The sequence below is a fragment of the Micromonospora chokoriensis genome, assembly GCF_900091505.1.
GTDB lineage: Bacteria > Actinomycetota > Actinomycetes > Mycobacteriales > Micromonosporaceae > Micromonospora > Micromonospora chokoriensis.
Window position 1 is genome coordinate 994,912 of the sequence record NZ_LT607409.1, and the last position, 20,528, is coordinate 1,015,439.

Consider the following 20,528-nt stretch of genomic DNA (forward strand, 5'->3'; position numbering starts at 1 on the left):
GAAATGGCCGAGCAGAGAGATCCGGCGGAGACTGTCGACCCCGTGGTCGACCGAGCCGACCCGCCACGGCTCGACACCGCCGACCCGGTGTCGACCACCGACGCCGACCCGGTCGCCCCGGGCGCTGACCAGGGATCCAGCGCCCCGTCCGCGTCCGCGTCCGACGGGACCGCGCCCTCCGACAACGGTGCGGCCTCCGACGCAACCGCGCCCTCCGACAACGGTGCGGCCTCGGACGGGACCGCGCCCTCCGACGGCGGCTCAGCGCCCTCCGACGGCAGCTCAGCTGACGTCGTCGCCGCCGACACCGACGACACGGACACCCGCGTGGCCGGGTCGGACGCTCCCGCCGCCGACACCGACGCTCCCGCCGCCGGTGCGGGCCTCCTCGCCGGCACGAACGCTCCCGCCAGGGCCGTGGGGAAGGCCACGGCGGCCGTGGCCGTCGGGCACACCAGGCCTGTCGAGGCCATCCCGGAGCAGCCCGCCGCGCCGGTACGGGCCCGCGCCAGCGTCGCGACCGCCGGGGCGTCCCGCAGCGACCTGCCGGCCAGCGCCCCGGTCACCGCAACCACCTACCGCGCGACCGGCTCGGCCGACGTTCCGGTGCCCGGGCAGCGCAACGACTCGACCGCTCCGGCCCGGGCCAGCGCCACCGTCCCCACCAGCAGCCGGGTCACGGCCGGTGCGATCGGCACGCCGGACTCCCGGGGCAGCACGCCGACCGTCTACGGAGCCGGGCCGGTGAACACCGAGCCGCCCGAGCCGGCGCAACCGCCGCAGCCTGCCCAGCCGCCGGAGCCGTCGACTCCGGAGCCGAGGCCGGAGCCCACGCCGCCCGGACCCGGGCCGGCCCAGCCCGCACCACCCGAGCCGGAACCTGCGCCAGCCCCGGGTCCGTACCCACCCGGCCCGATGCCGACGCCACAGCCCCGGCCCACGCCACCGCCCGGCCCGGTACCGCCCGTTCCGGGTCCGCCCGTACCGCCGCCCTCGCCGGTGCCGCCGGTCCCGGGTCCACCGGTGCCGCCCGTCCCGGGCCCGCCCGTTCCACCACCCGTGCCGCCGGTGCCCGCCCCGCCCGGTCCGATGCCGGCGCCGCCGTTTCCACCGCCGCCGGCGGTGATCGACACGCCCGGTGTACGCGCGACCGCTCCGGCCTCCGCACCGCCGGCCGGATGGCCGGCCGCCGGCGGGACGACCCGCCCGACGTCGGGCGGCGGGTGGGCCGAGGCACCCGTCTCCGCACCTCCGGTGGTGCCCGCTCCCGCGCTGCCCAGTTGGCCGCCGTCGAGCGTCGGCGCTCCCCCCTCGCCGGCGAGCGGCTCCGGAAACTCCCGGCCGACCGGGCCGACCGGGCCGACCACCAGTCCGGCGGTCACCTCCACACCGACTGCGGCAGGTGCTCGTGATGGGCGACGCGGCGGTGGCTCCGACCTGGCCGGCACCGTCTACGGCAGCGGTGAGGGGCCCGGTTTCACCACGATCGCGATGCCCACCAACGCGGTGGAGACGTCCGGCTCGCTGACCGGTCACATCCTGGCCCAGGGCTGGGCGGACACCCCGGCCGAGCGCTCCCGTAACGCCCGGGTGGTGATCGTTCTGGCCGCTGCTCTGGGGCTGCTGGTCGCGATCAGCGTCATGATCGTCCTGCTCGCCGGTGACGCGCTGGACGGTCTGGTGGGCGGCGTGCTCAACGGGTGAGCCGTCGAGTGGACGCGATGGTGAGTCCGCCCACTACGGTCGGGCAACCGGCTGGCGGGTTCGCCGGACCGCCGTACACTGGCTTAGATCACTGACCCGGCGCGCGTGGTGCGCGCCCCTGGGCGATCTTGCGGGCGATCCGGCGGCACAGCCGCGGCAGGCCATCGCGAAGATGCGCCCCGCTCGAAAGGCTTTTGTTGACCACCTCTGCTGACTCCAGCACCGTCACGTCCGTTTTCGACCCCACCCCGGCGGCCGACACCGCCGAATCCATCGACTTCGCCGCGCTCGGCCTCCCCGAGCCGCTGGTTCGCGCGTTGGCGCGGCAGGGCATCACCAGCCCGTTCGAGATCCAGCGGGCCACCGTCCCGGACGCGCTCGCCGGCCGGGACGTCCTGGGCCGTGGGCAGACCGGTTCGGGCAAGACCCTGGCCTTCGGTCTGCCCCTGCTGGCCCGGGTCGCCGCCGCCGAGCCGGCCCGTCCGATGCGCCCGCGCGCCCTCGTCCTGGTCCCGACCCGGGAGTTGGCCATGCAGGTCAACGACGCACTGTTGCCGCTGGGCAAGGCGCTCAACGTGTTCCTGAAGACCGCCGTCGGCGGTGTCCCGTACGACCGTCAGATCGACGCGCTGCGGCGCGGCGTGGAGATCATCGTGGCCACCCCCGGCCGGCTCGGCGACCTCATCGAGCGGGGCATCTGCCAGCTCGACGACGTCGAGGTCACGGTGCTCGACGAGGCCGACCAGATGGCCGACATGGGCTTCCTGCCCGAGGTGACCGAACTGCTGGCGAAGACGCCCGCGAACGGTCAGCGGCTGCTCTTCTCGGCGACCCTGGACGGTGACGTCGACGCGCTGGTCAAGCGGTTCATGAACGACCCGGTGACCCACTCCACGGCACCCTCCACCGCCTCGGTGTCCACCATGGACCACCACATGCTGTTGATCCCGCCGCACGAGAAGTTCCCGGTGGCGGCGTCGATCGCGGCCCGGGACGGCCGGACGATGGTCTTCGCCCGTACGCAGCTCGGGGTGGACCGGCTGGTCGAGCAACTCGCCGCGGTCGGCGTACGCGCCGGTGGTCTGCACGGCGGCAAGACCCAGCGGATGCGCACCAAGACCCTCGCGGAGTTCCGGGAGGGCCGGATGAACGTGCTGGTCGCCACGGACGTGGCGGCGCGGGGCATCCACGTCGACGGGGTCACCCTGGTGCTGCACGTCGACCCGCCGAAGGACCCGAAGGACTACCTGCACCGGGCCGGGCGCACCGCCCGGGCGGGCGAGTCGGGCGCAGTCGCCACGCTGGTGCTGCCCAAGCAGCGCCGCACCACGCTGGCGATGATGGAGAAGGCCGGTGTCGCGCCGGCCGAGACCCGGGTCCGGGTCGGCGACCAGGCGTTGGCCGAGTTGGTCGGCGCGCGGGAGCCCAGCGGTGTCCCGGTGCGCGTCGAGGCGGAGCCGCGCGGCTACGGCGACCGTTCCGGCGGCCCGCGCCGGTTCGGCGACCGCCCGCAGGGTGAGCGGCGCTACGGCGACCGGCCCACCGGCGAGCGCCGCTACGGCGACCGCCCGCAGGGTGAGCGGCGCTACGGCGACCGGCCCACCGGCGAGCGCCGCTACGGCGACCGCCCGCAGGGCGACCGGCAGTACGGCGACCGGCCGCAGGGCGAGCGTCGCTACGGCGACCGACCTGCCGGCGACCGGGGCTACGGCGACCGGCCGCAGGGCGAGCGTCGGTTCGGCGACCGGCAGTACGGCGACCGGCCCACCGGCGAGCGCCGCTACGGCGACCGCCCGCAGCGCGACCGGCAGTACGGCGACCGCCCGCAGGGCGAGCGTCGCTACGGCGACCGGCCTACCGGCGACCGGGGCTACGGTGACCGGCCGCAGGGTGAGCGTCGGTACGCCGATCGGGATTCCCGGGGCTACGGCGACCGGCCGCAGGGCGAGCGTCGGTTCGAGGACCGGCCACGGTTCGGTGACCGGGACTCTCGGGGCGACCGTCTGCAGGGCGAGCGGCGCTTCGGTGACCGGGACTCTCGGGGTGGTTTCCGCCCGGAGAGCCGTGGTCGGGACGACCGGGCCCGCGAGGACCGGGCCCGCGACGACCGTCCGCGCGACGACCGGCGGGGTTTCGGCGGGCGACCGCCGGCGCGTACCCACTGATCCTCTGATCCACCGAACGCCGTCGCGGAGCACATGCTTCGCGGCGGCGTTCGCGCATGCCCTGCCGAGGCAGGCCGGGTCGCGTAACGTCCGGCTCATGCCGACCATGCCGCAGTCAATCTTCTGGTCCCGGACGGACACCGCCGGCAGCGAGCAGGTCCTCTTCGACGACAGCCGCGGCTTGGCGGCCCGGGGCACCCTGCTCGCCGTGGACCCGATCCCCTGGACCGCCCGCTACCAGCTGACCACCGCAGCGGACTGGTCCACGACCCGGGTCGAGGTCGAGGTCGAAGGGCTGGGCTGGCAGCGCAGGGTGACCCTGGAGCGGGCGACGGACCGGTGGCGGGTGACCACCGCGGAACAGGGCGACCTGGACCGGGCTCTGGTCGACGCCGGTCATCCCCGGGCCGGGCTGCCGGGCACCGACGACCCGGACCGGCTGGCCGACGCGCTCGACGTCGACCTGAGCGGCTCACCGCTGTTCAACACCCTGCCGGTCCACCGGCTCGGGCTGTCCGCCGAGCCGGCCGACATCGCCCACCGGATCACCGTCGCGTGGGTGCTGCTGCCCGGTCTGGAGGTGGTGCCGGCCGAGCAGATCTACACCGGGCTCGGGCCGGGCCGGGTGCGCTTCGCCAGCGGCACCTTCACCGCCGACATCGACCTGGACGACAGCGGCTACGTGGTGCGCTATCCCGGGCTGGCGGAGCGGATCGACCCGCGCTGAGCAGGTGCCCAGCCGGGCAGGCCCAGCGAAAGCGGTTCAGCCGGGCCAGGTGCCGCTCGCCAGGAAGCGTTCGACAGTGGCCAGGTGCGGCGACAGGTCGAGGCCCTGGGCGGCCACCCAGTCGTCGGAGTAGTAGGTGTCGGCGTACCGGTCACCCGGGTCGCAGATGAGGGTGACCACCGAGCCGGTCCGGCCCTCGGCGAGCATCCCGGCGATCAGGCCGAACGCGCCCCACAGGTTGGTGCCGGTGGAGCCGCCCACCCGGCGGCCGAGCACGGCCGAGCCGGCACGCATGGCGGCCAGTGACGCCGCGTCCGGCACCTGGACCATCCGGTCCACCACCGAGGGCAGGAACGAGGCCTCCACTGTCGGACGGCCGATCCCCTCGATCCGGGAGCCCTTTCCGGTCCGCACCGACCAGTCGGCGGCCACCCACGCCGGGTAGAACGCCGAGTTCTCCGGGTCGACCACGCAGAGTTTGGTGGCGAGTCGGCGGTACCTGGCGTACCGGCCGATGGTCGCGCTGGTGCCACCGGTGCCGGCGCCCACCACCACCCAGGCGGGAATCGGGTGCCGCTCCAGTTCGAGCTGGGCGTAGATCGACTCGGCGATGTTGTTGTTGCCCCGCCAGTCGGTCGCCCGCTCGGCGTAGGTGAACTGGTCCATGAAGTGCCCGCCGGAGTCCTCGGCCAGCCACCGGGCCTCGACCACCACGCCGGCGGGGTCGTCGACCAGATGACACCGGCCGCCCTGGAACTCGATCTGCGCGATCTTCTCGGGCGAGGTGGAGGCGGGCATCACCGCGATGAAGGGCAAGCCGAGCATCCGGGCGAAGTACGCCTCGGAGACCGCCGTGGAGCCCGACGACGCCTCGACGATGGTGGTGCGCGGCCCGATCCAGCCGTTGCAGAGCCCGTAGAGGAACAGTGAGCGGGCCAGCCGGTGCTTCAGCGAGCCGGTGGGATGTGACGACTCGTCCTTGAGATAGAGGTCGATCCCCCAGGCTCGGGGCAGCGGGAACGGCAGCAGGTGGGTGTCGGCCGAGCGGTTCGCGTCCGCCTCGACGGCGGCGATCGCCTCCGTCACCCAGGTTCGGCTGGCCTCGTCGCACCGGTCGAGATGAGTCACGCCGGAAACGTAGCAAGCAGGTCGAGAGGTGGTCAGCGCCGGTCCGGACGGGTGCTCCGGCGGTGTTGCCGGCGCTGGCCGGCGCGGCCGGCGGCCTGGACCAGCGGGGTCAGCGCGACGGCCAGCCGGGGCAGGGCGTCCAGCAGGCGCACCTGCGCTCCCCGCCAGCGGGGCAGGCTGACCACCGGACGGGGTCGGTGGGCCAACCGGACCGCCCGGGCGGCCACCTGCCGCGCCGTCAACATCGACCCGGTGAACGACGCCACCGCGCCCGGATCGTCCAGCCGGTCGTGCAGCATCGGGGTCCAGATGCCGTCCGGGCAGAGGCAGGAGACGTGCACCCGGCGGTAGCCGGCCATCCGCAGGTCGGACAGGGTGCCGAGGCTGAACGCCAGCAGGGCGTGCTTGCTGGCCGCGTACACCGTCTCGCCGGGCGCGGCGATCAGCCCGGCCAGCGAGACGACGTTGAGCACGTGGCCGTGGCCCTGCCCGCGCATCACGGCCAGCGCGGCGAGGGTGCCGTTCATGGCGCCGAGGGTGTTGACGTCGAACAGCCGGCGGCGGGTCGGCCCGTCGTGCTCCCACGACGGGCCGGTGGTGAGGACGCCGGCGTTGTTGACCCAGAGCGCGAGGTCGCCACGGTCCGCGGCGCGCGCGGCGACGGCGGCGCAGGCGTCCTCGTCGCGGACGTCCAGGGCCGCCGACCAACCCCCGAGCGGCGCTGCGGCGGCGGCCACCGCCGCCGGGTCGAGGTCGGTGAGGAGCACCGACCAGCCGTCGGCGTGCAGCGCGGTGGCAATGGCGCGGCCGAGGCCGCCGGCAGCGCCGGTCACCACTGCCACGCGACGTCCCGGCGGGGTCATCGGCGCACGCTACCGCCGGCCGACCGGGCGACACCAGGGGTACGCGGCGGTCAGGTCGCGGGCGGGCCGACCGGCTGCGGGCGGTTCTCCCACTTGGTGGAGAGCGCGATGGCGGTACGGGTGGAGGCCACCCCCGGGGTCCGGTTCAATCGCACGATCAACTGCTCCAACTCGGCGATCGTGCCGACCCGGGCCTTCAGCAGGAACGACTCGACACCCGCCATGAAGTAGCAGGACTCGATCTCGGGCAGCACCCGCAGCGACTCCAACATGTCGTCGGTGTCTGCCCCGGAGTCCTCGACGATGCCGATCAAGGCGGTGACGCCCAGCCCGATCGACTCCGGTGCCACGTCCGCGCGGTAGCCCCGAACGACGCCGCTGCTCTCCAACTTGCCGACCCGTTCGTGCACGGCCGGGGCCGAGAGACCCACCTGTCGGGCCAGCTCGGCGTACGAGAGACGGGCGTTGCCACGCAGCAGGTCGACGAGGTTCAGGTCGATGGCGTCCACAGAGAGTGACCCTAGCCGCTCAGGCATAACGTGCGGGCTTCGGCGTCCGTTGGACTGAGTGGTGAGTCACTGTTGATAAACCGCCGTGAGGGCGGAGGTCGCACAAGTACCATTACTAACTCCTCACTCAGTGCATTTTTCGCGTTTGGGCGGACAGCTCATGTCCGCGGTGCTGTAATTGCCATACGTCCCTCATGACGGCTCTGGGCTACGCACCAGCCGGGGGCAGTGTGTTCAGCCGGGGGCTTCGTCGACGCGAGGAGGGGGCTGTGGACACTGGAGATCGCCTGCTGACACCGGGTGAGGTCGCCGCGCTGTTTCGGGTAGACCCGAAAACTGTGACGAGATGGGCGGCGGCCGGCCGGATAGGAAGCATCCGGACTCCAGGCGGGCATCGCCGGTTTCGGGAATCCGAGGTGCGGGCCCTGCTTGAGGGGGAGGGCATGCTGGACGAGGTGGACGAGGTCGGAAAGCCACGCAATGTGGGGCCGGCCGCATCCACGGGGCCGGGTCCGGCCAACGCCGGCATGTATTGAACTGGTGCGGACATCGCTACGCGGACCGGACTTCGGCCCGGTCCGCGTCCCGCTTCGGCCGACCATCGGGTGGCCTCGCGGCGCGTGACAGGTGTGTTCGGCGCTCAGCTTCGGGCTGCGCCGAGCTGGCCGGACCACCGCCGGAACAGGGTGTGTGGGACGCCGAGCGCGTCGAGCACCTTGCCGGCCACGAAGTCGACCAACTGCTGGGCGCTGGCAGCCGCGCCGGCTCCGTAGAAGCCGGGGCTGGCGGGCAACACGACAGCGCCTGAGTCGTGCAGGGCGATCAGGTGCTCCAGGTGACTGCGGGTCACCGGTGTTTCCCGAGGGACGACCACCAGCGGGCGGCGTTCCTTGAGGTTGACCTCGGCGGCGCGCTGCAGGAGGTCCTTGGAGAGCCCGATCGAGATGCCGGCGCAGGCTGCCGTGCTGGCCGGGACCACGGCCATGCCGCGTACCCGGTAGGAGCCGCTGCTCGGGCCGGCGGCCAGGTCACCGGCCGGCCAGTGCCGTACGTCGGCACCGGTCAGGTCCCGGTCGAGCCAGGCGGCGAGATCCTCGGCCCAGTGCCCGTCGCGGAACGGTCGGCCGGTCTCGTCGAGCACCGTCAGTCGTGCCGCGCGGGACACGATCAGGTCGACCGGCTCGCCCGCGTCGAGGAGTCCTCCGATGACGGCCGCCGCGTACGGCGTCCCCGACGCTCCGGAGACCCCGACCACCCATGGTTCCCGCATGCCCCCAGCCTGCCTGGTCCGGCTGGGCCGTTGGTGAGCACCCCCGGAACAGGCCGCTCCGGCATGCCCGGCGGGAGGCGTTCCGTCGACCTGACATGCTGCCGCTGGGGATTCGCATCGGATCATCTCGCGCAGGAGGCATCGGTGACGACCGGCGAGGCCCTTCGGACACTGCGTGCCGAATGCCCGATCCCGTCCCGGTGCACCATCGACTGGACCTTGGAGAGCGCCCGGTACCCCACCGGGGAGGACGAGCCGGTGGCCAGCCGGTCAGGGCCGTAGGTCGAGCCGGATCACCAGGTCGAGCAGCGCGAAGACGAACAGCGCGATGCCCACGAACCCGTTGGCGGTGAAGAACGCCCGGTTGACCTTGCTCAGGTCGGTCGGGCTGACCACCAGGTGCTGATAGGCGAACGCGACGGCGGTGAGCGCGAGCCCGATCCACCAGAGCCAGCCGAGGCCGATCAACGTGCCGAACCAGACGAACAGCGCGAAGGTCACCACGTGCGCGATCGTGGAGGCGTGCAGCGCGAAACGCCGGCCGTACCGGGCGGGCACGCTGTGCACGCCGATCTCCTGGTCGATCTCGGAGTCCTGGCAGGCGTAGATCAGGTCGAACCCGCCGATCCACAGCCCGACCGCCGCTCCGAGCACCCAGGCCGGCCCGGAGCCGTCCAGGGTGCCGGTGACCGCCAGCCAGGCGCCCACCGGACCGACCATCTGGGCGATCCCCAGGATGGCGTGCGGCCAGTTGGTGAACCGCTTGCCGTAGGGGTAGACGACCAGCGGCACCACCGCGAGCGGCGCGAGCACCAGACAGAGCGGGTTGAGCAGGGCCGCGGCGGCGAGGAAGACCACCAGCGCGACAGCCGCGCCGGTCCAGGCCGTCCGCACGCTCACCGCACCGGTGACCAGTTCCCGCCCGGCGGTACGCGGATTCCGCGCGTCGATCCGCCGATCGAGGATCCGGTTGGCGGCCATCGCGAACGTCCGTGCCCCGACCATCGCCACGGTGATCAACAGCAGGTCGAGCCAGCGCACCCGCCCACCGTTGACCTGCATGGCGCTCAACGCCGACAGGTACGCGAAGGGCAGCGCGAACACCGAGTGCTCGATCGCGACGAGCTTGAGGAAGGACTTGACCCGGCCCGGCTTCTCGGCGGGAGCTTCGAGGACGGCCATCAGATCCCGTACTCCTTCCAGCGCTTGTCGACCAGGGCCGAGACCTCCGGGCTCATGCGCATCTCCTCCGGCCAACCGCGGGTGTAACCCTCGGTGGGGAGTTTGCGGGTCGCGTCGACGCCCGCCTTGCCACCCCAGAACTGCTGGTACGAGGCGTGGTCGAGGTGATCCACCGGCCCCTCGGTGAGCAGCAGGTCGCGCGCGTAGTCGACGTTGCCGAAGGCGCGGAAGGCGACCTCGTTGTAGTCGTGCACGTCGCAGTCCTCGTCCACGATCACGATCAGCTTGGTCAGCGACATCATGTGCGCGCCCCAGATCGCGTTCATGACCTTCTGCGCGTGCTTCGGGTAGCGCTTGCGGATCGACACGATCGCGCAGTTGTGGAAGACCCCGGCTGCCGGAAGGTTGTAGTCGACGATGTCCGGGATCAGGAAGCGCAGCAGCGGCGCGAAGATCCGCTCGGTGGCCTTGCCGAGGCCGTGGTCCTCCTGCGGCGGCTGGGACGTGACGATCGAGTGGTAGACCGGATCACGCTGCATGGTCATGCACTCGATGTGCATCACCGGGAACGGCTCCACCGGTGTGTAGAAGCCGGTGTGGTCGCCGAACGGCCCCTCCGGCATCCGCTCGCCCGGCTCGATGTAGCCCTCCAGCACGATCTGCGCGTGCGCCGGCACCTGCAACGGGACGGTCAGGCAGTCCACCATCTCGACCCGCTCACCCCGCAGGAAGCCGGCGAACAGGTACTCGTCGATCTCGGCGGGCAGCGGCGCGCTCGCCGAGTAGGCGACCGCCGGGTCGGCGCCGATGGCGATGGCCACCGGCAGCCGCTGCCCGAGCCGCTCGGCGACCGCGTGGTGCGCCGTCGAGTTCTTGTGGATCTGCCAGTGCATGCCGATCGTGTTGTGCGAGTGCTGCTGGAGCCGGTACAGCCCGAGGTTGCGCTTGCCGGTCTGCGGGTCCTTCGTGTGGGTCAGCCCGAAGTTGTGGAAGATCCCACCGTCGCCCGGCCAGACCTGCAACCCGGGCAGCCGGTTGAGGTCGACGTCGTCGCCGCGGTAGACGACCTGCTGGCACGGGGCCGTCTTGACCTTCTTCGGCGGCATCGACTTGAGCTGCATGACCTTGCCCAGGCCGCCCATCATGCCCGAGAAGCCCTGCGGCAGCTCCGGCTTGAGCATCTCGCCGATCCGCTCGCCGATCTCGTCGAGGCGTTCCACCCCGAGCGCCATGGCCATGCGCTTCTCGGTGCCGAACAGGTTGATCGCCACCGGCATCTCGCCCCGGGTCGGACGCTCGAAGAGCAGCGCCGGCCCGCCGGCCCGCACCGTGCGGGTGACCACCTCGCTGATCTCCAGGGTGGGGTCTACCGGGACGTCGACCCGGCGCAACTCCCCCGCGCGCTCCAGCGCCGCGAGAAAGTCCTTGAGATCGGTGTACGGGAAGCCACGAGCCGCCATACCCGCCAGTCTCCCGCACCGGGTGCGGTGTGGCCCAAGCCGGGTGCTGTGACACCGGCGACGACCCCGTGCGCGCCCACCATGCCCGCCGCCCCCGGGCTTGATCCACACGGGTTTCCGGAAGTCGGGGTGTCCAGCGGCCAGGGACAGCCCGACTTCCTGAAGAGGGAGTCGATCAATGTTCGAGCGCGGAGCCCGCAGGCATGGCTCTCGGTCGAGCGGGTAGCCGGGCAGCACGCGGACGGAGGCGGCGAATGGGTGGGGATCGGGTACCGGCAGGGTTCACCGAGCAGCGAGCACGGGTCGGACAGATCACCATGAACTACGTCCGTGGCGGCAGCGGCCCGCCGCTGGTGCTGCTGCACGGATATCCGCAGTGCTGGTACATGTGGCGGCACCTGCTGCCCGAGTTGGGGCGCTCCTTCGACGTGGTCGCGCCCGACCTGCGCGGGTTCGGGGGCAGCGACGCCCCCGCCGACGGGTACGACAAGAAGACCGTCGCCGCCGACCTGCACGGACTACTCGACCAGCTCGGCCTGGTCAGTGACCTCCGGCTGGTCGGGCACGACCTGGGGACCATGGTGGCGTACGCGTACGCTGCCGCCCATCCGCGGCGGGTGAGCCGACTGGTGCTCACCGAGGCGCCGATCCCCGACGAGAGCCTCTACACGTTCCCCGCGCTCACCCCGGCTGGGCCCGGGGTGTGGAACTTCGGCTACTTCTCCATCGGCAACGGCCTTCCCGAGGCGTTGGTCGACGGGCGGGAGTCGCTCTGGGTCGACAAGTTCACCGACGCACTGATGGTGCGCAAGGGAAGCATCGCCGCGCCGGACATCGAGGAGTTCGCCGGTCATCTGCGCGACCCGGCGCATCTGCGAGCGAGCTTCGCCTACTTCCGGGCGTTCGATCGGGACATCGCCGACAACGCGACGTACCGGACCACGAAGCTGACCATGCCGGTGCTGGCCGTCGGAGCGGCGGCAAGCCTCGGCGGGCAGGTCGCCCAGCAGGTTCGTCAGTACGCCGACGCGGTCCGCAGCGAGGTGATCGAGGACTGCGGCCACTGGCTGTACGAGGAACGCCCGGACGAGATGCTCGCCCTGCTGCGCGACTTCCTCGGGGCGGCCTGAGTGCCGCATCCCGCTCTCGGTTCGATCCACTCGGGTTCCGGGACGTTGCGGTCATGCGTGACTGGTGGAGACCGTCAGGATGACCACCTCCCGCTCCAGCGGGGCGAGGTCGGTCTGCTCGGAGCCCGCACTGGCGGTGAGGAAGCCGGTGAGCATCTGCGGCGAGTCGGCTATCAGCGCCACCGCGCTGGGCAGCCAGCCGAACCGGCCACGTACGCCCTCACCAGGCGAGGCCCTCGCGTAGGACGATCACCGCACGTTCGGCCCATCGAAAACTGTCACAGGTGATCTCTAGGATCACTGGTGCCGGTCGGGGCCGGGGGGCATTGATCCTGGCTTCTTCCGATCGGCTCATCCCTCACCAAGGAGATCGATGAGATCTGTGCACGTTACGCGTGGCAGGCTCCTGCGCGGCCTCACCGCGCTGGTCGTGGGCACCGCGACGGTCGGCATGGCGGCCGGTCCGGCCGTGGCGCAGGACGACCCGGGCTGGGTCAACGCCTGGCTGGAAGACGTCACGGTCGGCGGGCCGGGCGCCCCCGGCCGCACGGTCCCGCTGACCCTGACCAGCACCGGTGCCACCCAACCTCGGGTGACAGTCGACCTGACCGGCCTGGCCGGCGTGGTCACCGCCACCTTCCCTGATTTCTGCGTCACCGAGGGCACCTCGGTCACCTGCCCGATGCCGCCGACCGCCGTCGACGAGTTCGGCACGCTGACCGGCACCGTGCCGGTGGTGTTCCGGGCCGCGTCCGGCGCGACCGACGGCGCGACCGGCACCTTCACCTACACGGCGCTGGGCGAGCAGACCGAGCCGTCCACCCAGCAGGCGACGATCACCGTGCGATCGGGGCCCGATCTGCTCGACCTCGTCGACGGGTCCGTCTCCGGTGTCGCGGTCGGTGACAGCCTGCCTGTGCCGGTGGCCGTGGTGAACGCGGGTGACCAGCCGGTCGTGGACCTTCGGCTCACCATGAGCTTCCCGGTGGGTCTGATCCCGGCCAGCTACCGCAACTGCCGGTACGGCACCAACACGTCGCTCGCCACTGTGGTGGTCTGCACCGTTCGGGGCACGTTCGCCCCCGGCCAGCGGCACAAGCTGCGGCAGAAGCTGGCCACCACTGTCGGCCCGGCCACTCTGGGCAGCAAGCGGATCACCCAGTTCGTGGAGCCGCTGGCCGGCGCCGGTCCACTTCCGCGCGGCGTGAAGCTCACACACCGCGAGGCCGAGCAGGGGCTGCGGCTGCGGCCGGTGGGCAACCCGCTCGACGTGATCCCGGCGGGGGTGACCGGTGCCGGAGGCGGGCTTTATCTGCGCTCGGTGCAGGGGTCCTTCGACGTCGTCGCCCAGGGCGCATCCGTCACCGGAGCCGTCGGTGACACCGTGCGGGTCACCGTGGGCCTGCGCAACGAGGGCCCGGGTGTTCCGGACGCCACCCTCTCCGGCGGCGGCGTCGGCAGCTTCCTCTTCGTGCCGCCGGCCGGCACCACGGTGGTCGGCAACCCGTCGAGCTGCTGGCTCAACGGGGACGAGGAGTCTGCCGGAGACACCCCGACGACCTGGTACTGCGGCGGGCCGGGGGGCGTGTTCCCGGCCGGTCTGACCCACACCGCGGCGTTCGACCTGCGGATCGACAGCCTCTCCGGGACGCCGGGCGAGGTCCAGCAGTACGAGCGCTACCCGCGGGTGGACGACAACCCGGGCAACGACGTCGCCCCGGTGACGGTGGGCTGATCCGGCACGCCACAACCGCGGTGACGGTGGGCTGACCCGGCACGCCACGACGACGCGGGCCGGTCACGGACGCATCCGTGGCCGGCCCGCACGCCGTTCTCCAGTCAGTCCAGCCCACCATACGAGTGCAGGCCGGTGAAGAAGATGTTCACGCCGAACAGGTTCATCAGCACGGTGAGGAAGCCGAGCACCGCGAGCCAGGTCGCCACGTTGCGGCGCACGCTGGGCGTGGCCCGGGCGTGCAGGTAGCCGGCGTACACGACCCAGGAGATGAACGCCCAGGTCTCCTTCGGGTCCCAGCCCCACGGGCGGCCCCACGCCGCCTCGGCCCAGATGGCGCCGGCGATCACCGCGAAGGTGAAGATGGGGAACGCGAACGCGTGCAGCGCGAAGGTCAGCCGCTCCAGGCCGGCCGCGCCGGGCAGCCGCTTCGCCAGGGTGTACGGGAAGCTCCGCTTGCCCTTCTCGTACCCGTTGCGCATCAGGAAGCCGACCGCGGGCACCGCACCGAGCAGGAAGATGCCGGACGCGAACACGATGGTCGAGACGTGGATGATGAACCAGTACGAGTTCAGTGCCGGCACCAACGGCACGATCGGCACGTACAGGACCAGCTCGGCGGTGGCCACGAGCAGCACCATCACCAGGGTGAGGAACAGCCCGAGCAAGCGCTGCGACGGTCGCTTCCAGAGCACCACCAGCCAGGCGGTGACCCCGATGAACGTCACGGTGAGCACGAACTCGTACATGTTGCCCCAGGGCATCCGGTCGGCCGCGAGGCCACGGGTGACCAGGGCCGCCAGGTGCAGCGCGGCGGCGACAGCGGTCGCGCCGACCGCGATCAGACCCCCGAGGCGGGCACGCCGCGCGGACCGATCCACGGGCGGCGCAGGCACCGGCGCGGGTGGCTCCTCGACGACGCCACCGCCGGCACCGACCAACTCGCGAACCGGGGCCTGCGTGGCGACCCGGGTACGGGCGTTGCCCAGCGCGTACTCGACGGCGTGGCCGATCATCGCGATCAGGTACGCCAGGATCGCGAACGTGACCAGATTGTCGGAGAGTGCGGACATCACTCGGCTCCTTCTCGCACACCGGCCGGTTCGGCCGCTGGGTCGTCACCCTTGACCGCAGCGATGAGCTGGGTGAACTCGTCGGCGAAACCCGGGTAGTCGGTGCGCGGCAACCCACCGGCCTCCACCAAACTACTACCGCCCGTCGGAGATCCTTCCCCGGGGTTGGCCGGCACCACCCGGAAGAACACCCGGCGACGCCGCCCGAACAGCGAACCCATCAGCCCGACCAGCAGGACACCGCAGCTGATCAGCAGCGGCGTCGCACCGGGGTCGTGTCGGACGGAAAGGGTGACGTACCGCTCGGTGCCCAGGAACTCGACGGTGGTGCCGTCAGCCAGGGTCCAGGTCTCGCCCTTCTTGAGCAGCTTGGTGCCGACCTCCTTGACCTTGCCGGCGCGCACCTGCCGCTGGTCGAGCTGGTAGACCGAGCCGGGGATGCCGGCGTCCATGCCGAGGTTGCCCTGGTAGGCGACCAGGTTCAGCACCGGGTTGCGCTCGGTCGGGTACTGCGAGCGGACGAACGGCCCCTGCTCGGGCGCGGTGGGCAGGTAGATGCCGGTGAAGGCCATCTGCCCGTCCGGGCTGCGCCGGCCGGTGGCCGGGTCGACATTCGCGTCCGGGAACGCGGCCAGGCCCTCACTGGTCAGGCCCATGTCGCCGGTGGTCAGGAACGGCTCGTCGCTGACCTGGCTGTTGCCGAACCGGTCGGTGTAGCGGATCACCGGGGCGTACCCGTGGCCGAGCAGGTAGACGTTCGCGTCGGCCAGGCGCAGCGGCGAGTTCACCGAGAAGTCGGCGCTGCGGGTCGGCTCGTCCGGGCCGTCGACGGTGACCGTGGCGTTGAAGAACTCCGGCTGACCGGACGGCAGGAAACGCGCCTCGAAGTCGTCCAGCCGCAGGCAGAAGCGCGGTAGGTCGGCGCTGTCCACCCGGGGGCCGAGCTTCGCCTCGGCGTACTGCTGGCGGGTGTTGCAGAACGCGTTGTCCGCGCCCGCCACCAGCAGCCGGTTGCCGCTCCAGCCGTACCACGAGCCGAGCGCGACGCCGATCAGCACCGCGATGAGCGACGTGTGGAACAGCAGGTTGCCGGTCTCCTTGAGGTAGCCCTTCTCGGCGGAGACCTCGTCGCCGCGCACCTCCACCCGCCAGCGGCGCTTGCGCAGCACGTCGGCGATGGCCGCGACGCCACCAGCCGGGGCGGGCAGCACGGTGTGCTGCGGCAGCCGGCTCATCCGCTTCGGCGCGGCCGGCGGCCGGGACCGCAACGCCCGGATGTGGTCACGCAGCCGGGGCGTGATGCAACCGATCAGCGAGGTGAACAACAGCAGGTAGATCGCGGAGAACCAGACCGACCCGAAGACCTCGAACGCGCCGATCCGGTCCAGTCGGGGGGCCCAGTCCGGGTGGTCGACGAAGTACTCGTTGACCTTCTCCGGGCTGATCCCGCGCTGCGGCAGCACCGAACCGGGAATGGCGGCGACAGCGAGCAGGAAGAGCAGGATCAGGGCGGTACGCATGCTGGTCAGCTGCCGCCACGAGTTACGCAGCAGCGCCAGCAACCGGTTGGGCCGACGGCGTGGCGCCGGTGCCACGGTCTCCGGCCGGTCGTCGACGACCGTCATCAGATGCTCACCTCGCCCACCCCGACGGTGGTCTGCAACCAGATCACGAAGCTCTGCCATCCGCCGGTGACCAGCGCCAGGCCGATCAGGATGAGCAGAGCGCCGCCGACCCGGGTGACCCAGCGGCTGTTGCGCCGGACGGCGCGGAAGACCCCGAGCAGGCGTTCGAAGCCCAGCCCGAAGACCACGAACGGTATCCCCAGCCCGAGGCAGTACGCCACGGCGAGCACCACCGCGCGGTCGCTCTGGCCGCTCGTTGCCGCCATCCCCATCACCGCACCGAGCGTCGGGCCGGTGCAGGGCACCCAACTGAGCGCGAAGACCGCGCCGACGACCGGTGCGCCGAGCAGCCCGGCCGACGGCAGCCGGGAGATCCGGAACTCCCGTTGCAGGGCGGGGATCATCCCGAGGTAGCCGAACCCGAGCACGATGATCAGCACGCCGACGACGATTTCGAGCTGCCGCTCGTACTCGAAGAAGACCCGACCGATACCGGCGAACAGGATGGCGGTCGCGACGAAGACGATGGTGAAGCCGGCGATGAAGAGCAACGTGCCCGCGAGCACCCGGCCCTTGACGGCGACCGTGGCGGCCCGCTCACGGACCGCAACCCCGCCGTCGCCGTCGGGTGCCGGGTCCGCCGGGGTCCGGCGGCCTTCGAGGTCCGCCCCGGCGAGGCCGGTGACGTACGACAGGTAGCCGGGGACGAGCGGGAGCACGCACGGGGAGAGGAAACTGACCAGACCGGCGAGCGCCGCCGCGCCGATGGCGAGCAGCAGCGGCCCGCTGAGGGCCAGCTCCTTGAAGGTCTCACCCATCAGTTCGGCGCCGGCTTCTCGGCCGCGATCCGCTCGACGATCGGTTGCAGGCCCTCCTGCTTGACGGCGGCCCGGATCACCGAGGCGATCCGCCCCTCCCGGTCGAGAACCACCGTCGCGGGGACGGTGTTCGGCGGGATGTCCAGGTTGAGCGCCAGCCGGCTGGCCGGGTCGAACAGGCTCGGGTAGGTGACCCGGCCCTGCTCGAACGCCTTGGCCTTGTCCCGCGAATCCTGCACGTTGATGCCGAGGAAGCTCACCCCGGAACCCTTGGTGGCCTGGTAGACGGCTTCCAGGTCGTCCGCCTCGGCGCGGCACGGCGCGCACCAGGAGCCCCAGAAGTTGACCACGACGACCTGGCCCCGGGCCTGGGTGACGTCATAGGTGCCGCCGAGGAGCAACTCCCCGGCGAGTTTCGGAGGAGCCGAGCGCTGGTCCGGGGCGCACTCGAAGATCCCGTCGGTGGTGGCCGTGCAGGTCTTCTCCTGCCCCTTCGACGACGTGCAGCCGACCAGCGCCACCGCGGCGACTCCTGCGAGCAGGCCGGCGGTCCACCTCCGGGCGTTCATCAGGCCCCCTTGGCCGTCCGGGCTGTCGCGGAGAGGGCGATCAGGTGCGCGGCCGGCTCGCTGTAGCCGATGCCCACCACCTTCGCGCCGTCGAAGTGGAACGAGGTGAGGCTCGCCAGCCCGCACTGCCGCTTGCGCGGGTCGTGCCAGAGCCGCTTGCGTTCGACGTGGCGACGCAGCGTCCAGATCGGCAACTGGTGCGACACCAGCACCGCCTCGCGCCCCTCGGCGGCGACCCGGGCGGCCTGCACGGCGGCGAACATCCGCTCGGCGATCACCCGGTACGCCTCACCCCAGGACGGGGTCACCGGGTCGCGCAGCACCCACCAGTTGCGCGGGTCACGGAACGACCCGTCGCCCGGGGACACCTTCTTGCCCTCGAACCAGTTGGCGCTCTCGATCAGCCGCTCGTCCACCCCGACCGGCAGCCCGAACTGGGCGGCGATCGGCTCGGCGGTCTGCTGGGCGCGTTCCAGCGGGCTGGCCACCACGTGCACGATCTCCCGCTCGGCCAGGCCCTGCGCGGCGGCCTTGGCCATCTGCACACCCAGCTCGGAGAGGCGGAAACCGGGCAACCGCCCGTAGAGAATCTGATCCGGGTTGTGCACCTCGCCGTGCCGCAGCACGTGGACCACCGTCTTACTCACGTTGACTACCCCCCGTGACCGGACGCCGCCGCCGCGTTCGCCGCCGTCGGCAGCGCGTCGGCGATGTGCTCCAGGGCGGCGTCGTCCAGCGCCGCCGACACGAACCACGACTCGAACGCGCTCGGCGGCAGGTAGACGCCGGCGGCGAGCATCGCGTGGAAGAACGCCTTGAACGCCGGCACCTGCTGGGTGCGCGCGCTGTCGTAGTCGACCACGTCGGCGTCCGTGAAGAAGATCGAGAACATGCTGCCCGCGTACGACAGGCGGTGCGGGACCCCGGCGGCGGCCAGCGCGTCGGAGGCCAGCTTGCCCACGACGGCGGCCGTGTCGTCGAGCTTGCGGTACAGCGCGTCGTCGGCGAGCCGCAGCGTGGCCAGGCCCGCGGCGCAGGCCAGCGGGTTACCGGAGAGCGTGCCGGCCTGGTAGACCGGCCCGGCCGGGGCGAGTCGCGCCATGATGTCCGCCCGCCCGCCGAAGGCCGCGGCGGGCAGGCCACCACCCATGACCTTGCCGTACGTCCACAGGTCGGCGTCGGAGGCGTCGAGGCCGTGCCACCCGGCGCGGGACACCCGGAACCCGGTCATCACCTCGTCCATGACCAGCAGGGCACCGTGGGCGTGGGCGATCCGGGCGAGCTGCTGGTTGAAGCCGTCGCGAGGGGCGACCACACCCATGTTGCCGGCGGCCGCCTCGGTGATCACCGCCGCGATGTGCGGGCCCTCGGCGGCGAACGCCTCCTCGACGGCCCGGATGTCGTTGTACGGCAACACGATCGTCTCGCTGGCTGCCGCGCCGGTCACGCCCGGCGAATCGGGCAGGCCCAGGGTGGCCACGCCGGACCCGGCGGAGGCGAGCAGCGCGTCGACGTGCCCGTGGTAGCAGCCGGCGAACTTGACGATCTTCGAGCGGCCGGTGTAGCCGCGGGCCAGCCGGATCGCCGACATGGTGGCCTCGGTGCCCGAGTTGACCAGGCGGACCTGCTCCATCGGAGTCCGGTCGACCAACTCGGCGGCCAACTCCACCTCGCCCGGGGTCGGAGTGCCGAAGCTGGTGCCCCGGGCGGCGGCGGCCTGAACGGCGTCCACCACCTGCGGGTGGGCGTGCCCGAGGATCAGCGGACCCCAGGAGCAGACCAGGTCGACGTAGCGGCGGTCGTCGGCGTCGTACAGCCACGCGCCCTCGCCACGGACCATGAAACGTGGAGCGCCGCCGACCGCCTGGAAGGCGCGCACAGGAGAGTTGACCCCGCCCGGCACGATGGCGCGGGCGCGGTCGAACAGGGCCTCGGAGGCCGGCGCTTCGGCCGGGTAGCGGCCGGATCCGGCGGAAAAGATGTCGGTCACGATGCCGCCATTGTGTCAGCGGCAAGCGGCTCACCAGCAGCCACCCCGCAGTCGGGTTACCAGGCTCACCCCCGGCCGGTGCCCGCCGGCAACGCCGACAGGGGGGCGCGCGGTGTGGGTCGCGACCGCTCACGACCTGGGCGGCTCTCGCTCACGACCTGCACGGCGGTGGCCCAGGACCCGCACGGCGACGGCCCACGGCCTCGACAGGCCGGACCGGCCGGATCGCGCTAGGCTGACCGAGTGGATCGTGCCGAACTGTCCATCACGCTACACCGGACGGGCGACGAAGCTGTGCTTCGCCTGGCCGGTGAGATCGACATGCTCACGGCCGCGCAGCTCTCGACGGTGGTCAACGAGGTGCTGTCCGACCCGCCGCCGAAGATCGTCCTCGACCTCGGCGGCGTCACCTTCTGCGACTCACAGGGCCTGGGCACCCTCGTGGTGCTCAGCCGCAAGGCCAGCCACGCGCAGAGCCTGCTGATGCTGACCCACGTGGGCGACTTCCTCATCCGGGTCCTGGACATCACCGGCCTCCGCAGCGCCCTGATGATCCGCAACGACCAGCCCACCGGCTGAC

20 protein-coding genes are annotated in these 20,528 nt (G+C 72.0%); 7 read left to right on the forward strand and 13 right to left on the reverse strand.

Annotated features, from left to right (window positions below):
* Nucleotides 1-3 precede the first annotated feature (3 nt).
* From GA0070612_RS04640 to GA0070612_RS04650, 3 genes are all read left to right on the forward strand, one after another.
* Nucleotides 4-1,704, forward strand: coding sequence for a hypothetical protein (locus tag GA0070612_RS04640; protein ID WP_088986796.1), 1,701 nt, complete (start codon nucleotides 4-6; stop codon nucleotides 1,702-1,704).
* A gap of 197 nt (nucleotides 1,705-1,901) precedes the next feature.
* Nucleotides 1,902-3,869, forward strand: coding sequence for a DEAD/DEAH box helicase (locus GA0070612_RS04645; protein WP_088991268.1), 1,968 nt, complete (start codon nucleotides 1,902-1,904; stop codon nucleotides 3,867-3,869).
* Between the two features lie 106 nt (nucleotides 3,870-3,975).
* The gene (locus GA0070612_RS04650; RefSeq protein WP_088991269.1) at nucleotides 3,976-4,596 is read left to right on the forward strand and encodes a putative glycolipid-binding domain-containing protein; all 621 of its coding nucleotides are present in this window, start codon (nucleotides 3,976-3,978) and stop codon (nucleotides 4,594-4,596) included.
* A 36-nt stretch (nucleotides 4,597-4,632) separates the two neighbouring features.
* On the opposite strand, the gene cds1 is transcribed toward GA0070612_RS04650, so the two are convergent.
* Genes cds1 through GA0070612_RS04665 form a run of 3 tightly spaced genes read right to left on the reverse strand, consistent with a single transcriptional unit; the run spans nucleotide 4,633 to nucleotide 7,096 of the window.
* A complete protein-coding gene (gene cds1, locus GA0070612_RS04655; RefSeq protein WP_088986797.1) occupies nucleotides 4,633-5,724 on the reverse strand; it encodes an L-cysteine desulfhydrase Cds1 in 1,092 nt (363 codons plus the stop codon).
* Nucleotides 5,725-5,756: 32 nt separating this feature from the next.
* Entirely contained in the window at nucleotides 5,757-6,587 is an 831-nt protein-coding gene (locus tag GA0070612_RS04660; RefSeq protein ID WP_088986798.1) for an SDR family NAD(P)-dependent oxidoreductase, read from the reverse strand.
* Between the two features lie 50 nt (nucleotides 6,588-6,637).
* A complete protein-coding gene (locus GA0070612_RS04665; protein WP_088986799.1) occupies nucleotides 6,638-7,096 on the reverse strand; it encodes an Lrp/AsnC family transcriptional regulator in 459 nt (152 codons plus the stop codon).
* A 269-nt stretch (nucleotides 7,097-7,365) separates the two neighbouring features.
* On the opposite strand from GA0070612_RS04665, the gene GA0070612_RS04670 reads away from it, so the two are divergent.
* On the forward strand, nucleotides 7,366-7,632 hold the full coding sequence (locus tag GA0070612_RS04670) for a BldC family transcriptional regulator (RefSeq protein WP_007454516.1): 267 nt from the start codon (nucleotides 7,366-7,368) through the stop codon (nucleotides 7,630-7,632).
* A gap of 104 nt (nucleotides 7,633-7,736) precedes the next feature.
* On the opposite strand, the gene GA0070612_RS04675 is transcribed toward GA0070612_RS04670, so the two are convergent.
* The 3 genes from GA0070612_RS04675 to GA0070612_RS04685 all read right to left on the reverse strand — a co-directional run bounded on the left by GA0070612_RS04675 (nucleotide 7,737) and on the right by GA0070612_RS04685 (nucleotide 11,008).
* Nucleotides 7,737-8,366, reverse strand: a complete 630-nt coding sequence (locus GA0070612_RS04675; protein WP_088986800.1) for a UbiX family flavin prenyltransferase — start codon at nucleotides 8,364-8,366, stop codon at nucleotides 7,737-7,739.
* A gap of 270 nt (nucleotides 8,367-8,636) precedes the next feature.
* A complete protein-coding gene (mqnP, locus tag GA0070612_RS04680; protein ID WP_088986801.1) occupies nucleotides 8,637-9,548 on the reverse strand; it encodes a menaquinone biosynthesis prenyltransferase MqnP in 912 nt (303 codons plus the stop codon).
* Nucleotides 9,548-11,008 (reverse strand): menaquinone biosynthesis decarboxylase, encoded by a 1,461-nt coding sequence (locus tag GA0070612_RS04685; protein WP_088986802.1) that lies wholly within the window; start codon nucleotides 11,006-11,008, stop codon nucleotides 9,548-9,550. The genes mqnP and GA0070612_RS04685 overlap by 1 nt, the downstream gene beginning before the upstream one ends.
* A gap of 254 nt (nucleotides 11,009-11,262) precedes the next feature.
* Here GA0070612_RS04685 and GA0070612_RS04690 point away from each other — a divergent pair, with 254 nt between their 5' ends.
* Entirely contained in the window at nucleotides 11,263-12,138 is an 876-nt protein-coding gene (locus GA0070612_RS04690) for an alpha/beta fold hydrolase (protein ID WP_088986803.1), read from the forward strand.
* Between the two features lie 51 nt (nucleotides 12,139-12,189).
* Here GA0070612_RS04690 and GA0070612_RS32785 read toward each other — a convergent pair whose 3' ends face one another.
* Entirely contained in the window at nucleotides 12,190-12,321 is a 132-nt protein-coding gene (locus GA0070612_RS32785; RefSeq protein ID WP_269458279.1) for a hypothetical protein, read from the reverse strand.
* 190 nt (nucleotides 12,322-12,511) lie between these two features.
* On the opposite strand from GA0070612_RS32785, the gene GA0070612_RS04700 reads away from it, so the two are divergent.
* Nucleotides 12,512-13,873, forward strand: coding sequence for a COG1361 family protein (locus GA0070612_RS04700; protein WP_157742425.1), 1,362 nt, complete (start codon nucleotides 12,512-12,514; stop codon nucleotides 13,871-13,873).
* A gap of 104 nt (nucleotides 13,874-13,977) precedes the next feature.
* On the opposite strand, the gene ccsB is transcribed toward GA0070612_RS04700, so the two are convergent.
* From ccsB to hemL, 6 genes are read right to left on the reverse strand one after another with little or no spacing between them, the layout of a single operon-like run.
* Complete coding sequence (ccsB, locus tag GA0070612_RS04705; RefSeq protein ID WP_088986805.1) at nucleotides 13,978-14,946, reverse strand: c-type cytochrome biogenesis protein CcsB; 969 nt, start codon at nucleotides 14,944-14,946, stop codon at nucleotides 13,978-13,980.
* On the reverse strand, nucleotides 14,946-16,571 hold the full coding sequence (gene resB / locus GA0070612_RS04710; RefSeq protein WP_088986806.1) for a cytochrome c biogenesis protein ResB: 1,626 nt from the start codon (nucleotides 16,569-16,571) through the stop codon (nucleotides 14,946-14,948). The genes ccsB and resB overlap by 1 nt, the downstream gene beginning before the upstream one ends.
* Nucleotides 16,571-17,389, reverse strand: a complete 819-nt coding sequence (locus tag GA0070612_RS04715) for a cytochrome c biogenesis CcdA family protein (protein ID WP_088986807.1) — start codon at nucleotides 17,387-17,389, stop codon at nucleotides 16,571-16,573. The genes resB and GA0070612_RS04715 overlap by 1 nt, the downstream gene beginning before the upstream one ends.
* Nucleotides 17,389-17,958, reverse strand: a complete 570-nt coding sequence (locus tag GA0070612_RS04720) for a TlpA family protein disulfide reductase (protein ID WP_088986808.1) — start codon at nucleotides 17,956-17,958, stop codon at nucleotides 17,389-17,391. Before GA0070612_RS04720 ends, GA0070612_RS04715 begins: the two co-directional genes overlap by 1 nt.
* A complete protein-coding gene (locus GA0070612_RS04725; RefSeq protein ID WP_088986809.1) occupies nucleotides 17,958-18,605 on the reverse strand; it encodes a histidine phosphatase family protein in 648 nt (215 codons plus the stop codon). Before GA0070612_RS04725 ends, GA0070612_RS04720 begins: the two co-directional genes overlap by 1 nt.
* Nucleotides 18,606-18,610: 5 nt before the next feature.
* Nucleotides 18,611-19,948 carry a glutamate-1-semialdehyde 2,1-aminomutase gene (gene hemL / locus GA0070612_RS04730; protein ID WP_088986810.1) on the reverse strand — a complete coding sequence of 446 codons (1,338 nt, stop codon included), beginning with the start codon at nucleotides 19,946-19,948 and terminating at the stop codon, nucleotides 18,611-18,613.
* 243 nt (nucleotides 19,949-20,191) lie between these two features.
* Here hemL and GA0070612_RS04735 point away from each other — a divergent pair, with 243 nt between their 5' ends.
* Nucleotides 20,192-20,527, forward strand: coding sequence for an STAS domain-containing protein (locus GA0070612_RS04735; protein WP_088986811.1), 336 nt, complete (start codon nucleotides 20,192-20,194; stop codon nucleotides 20,525-20,527).
* The last annotated feature ends 1 nt before the right edge of the window (nucleotide 20,528 follow it).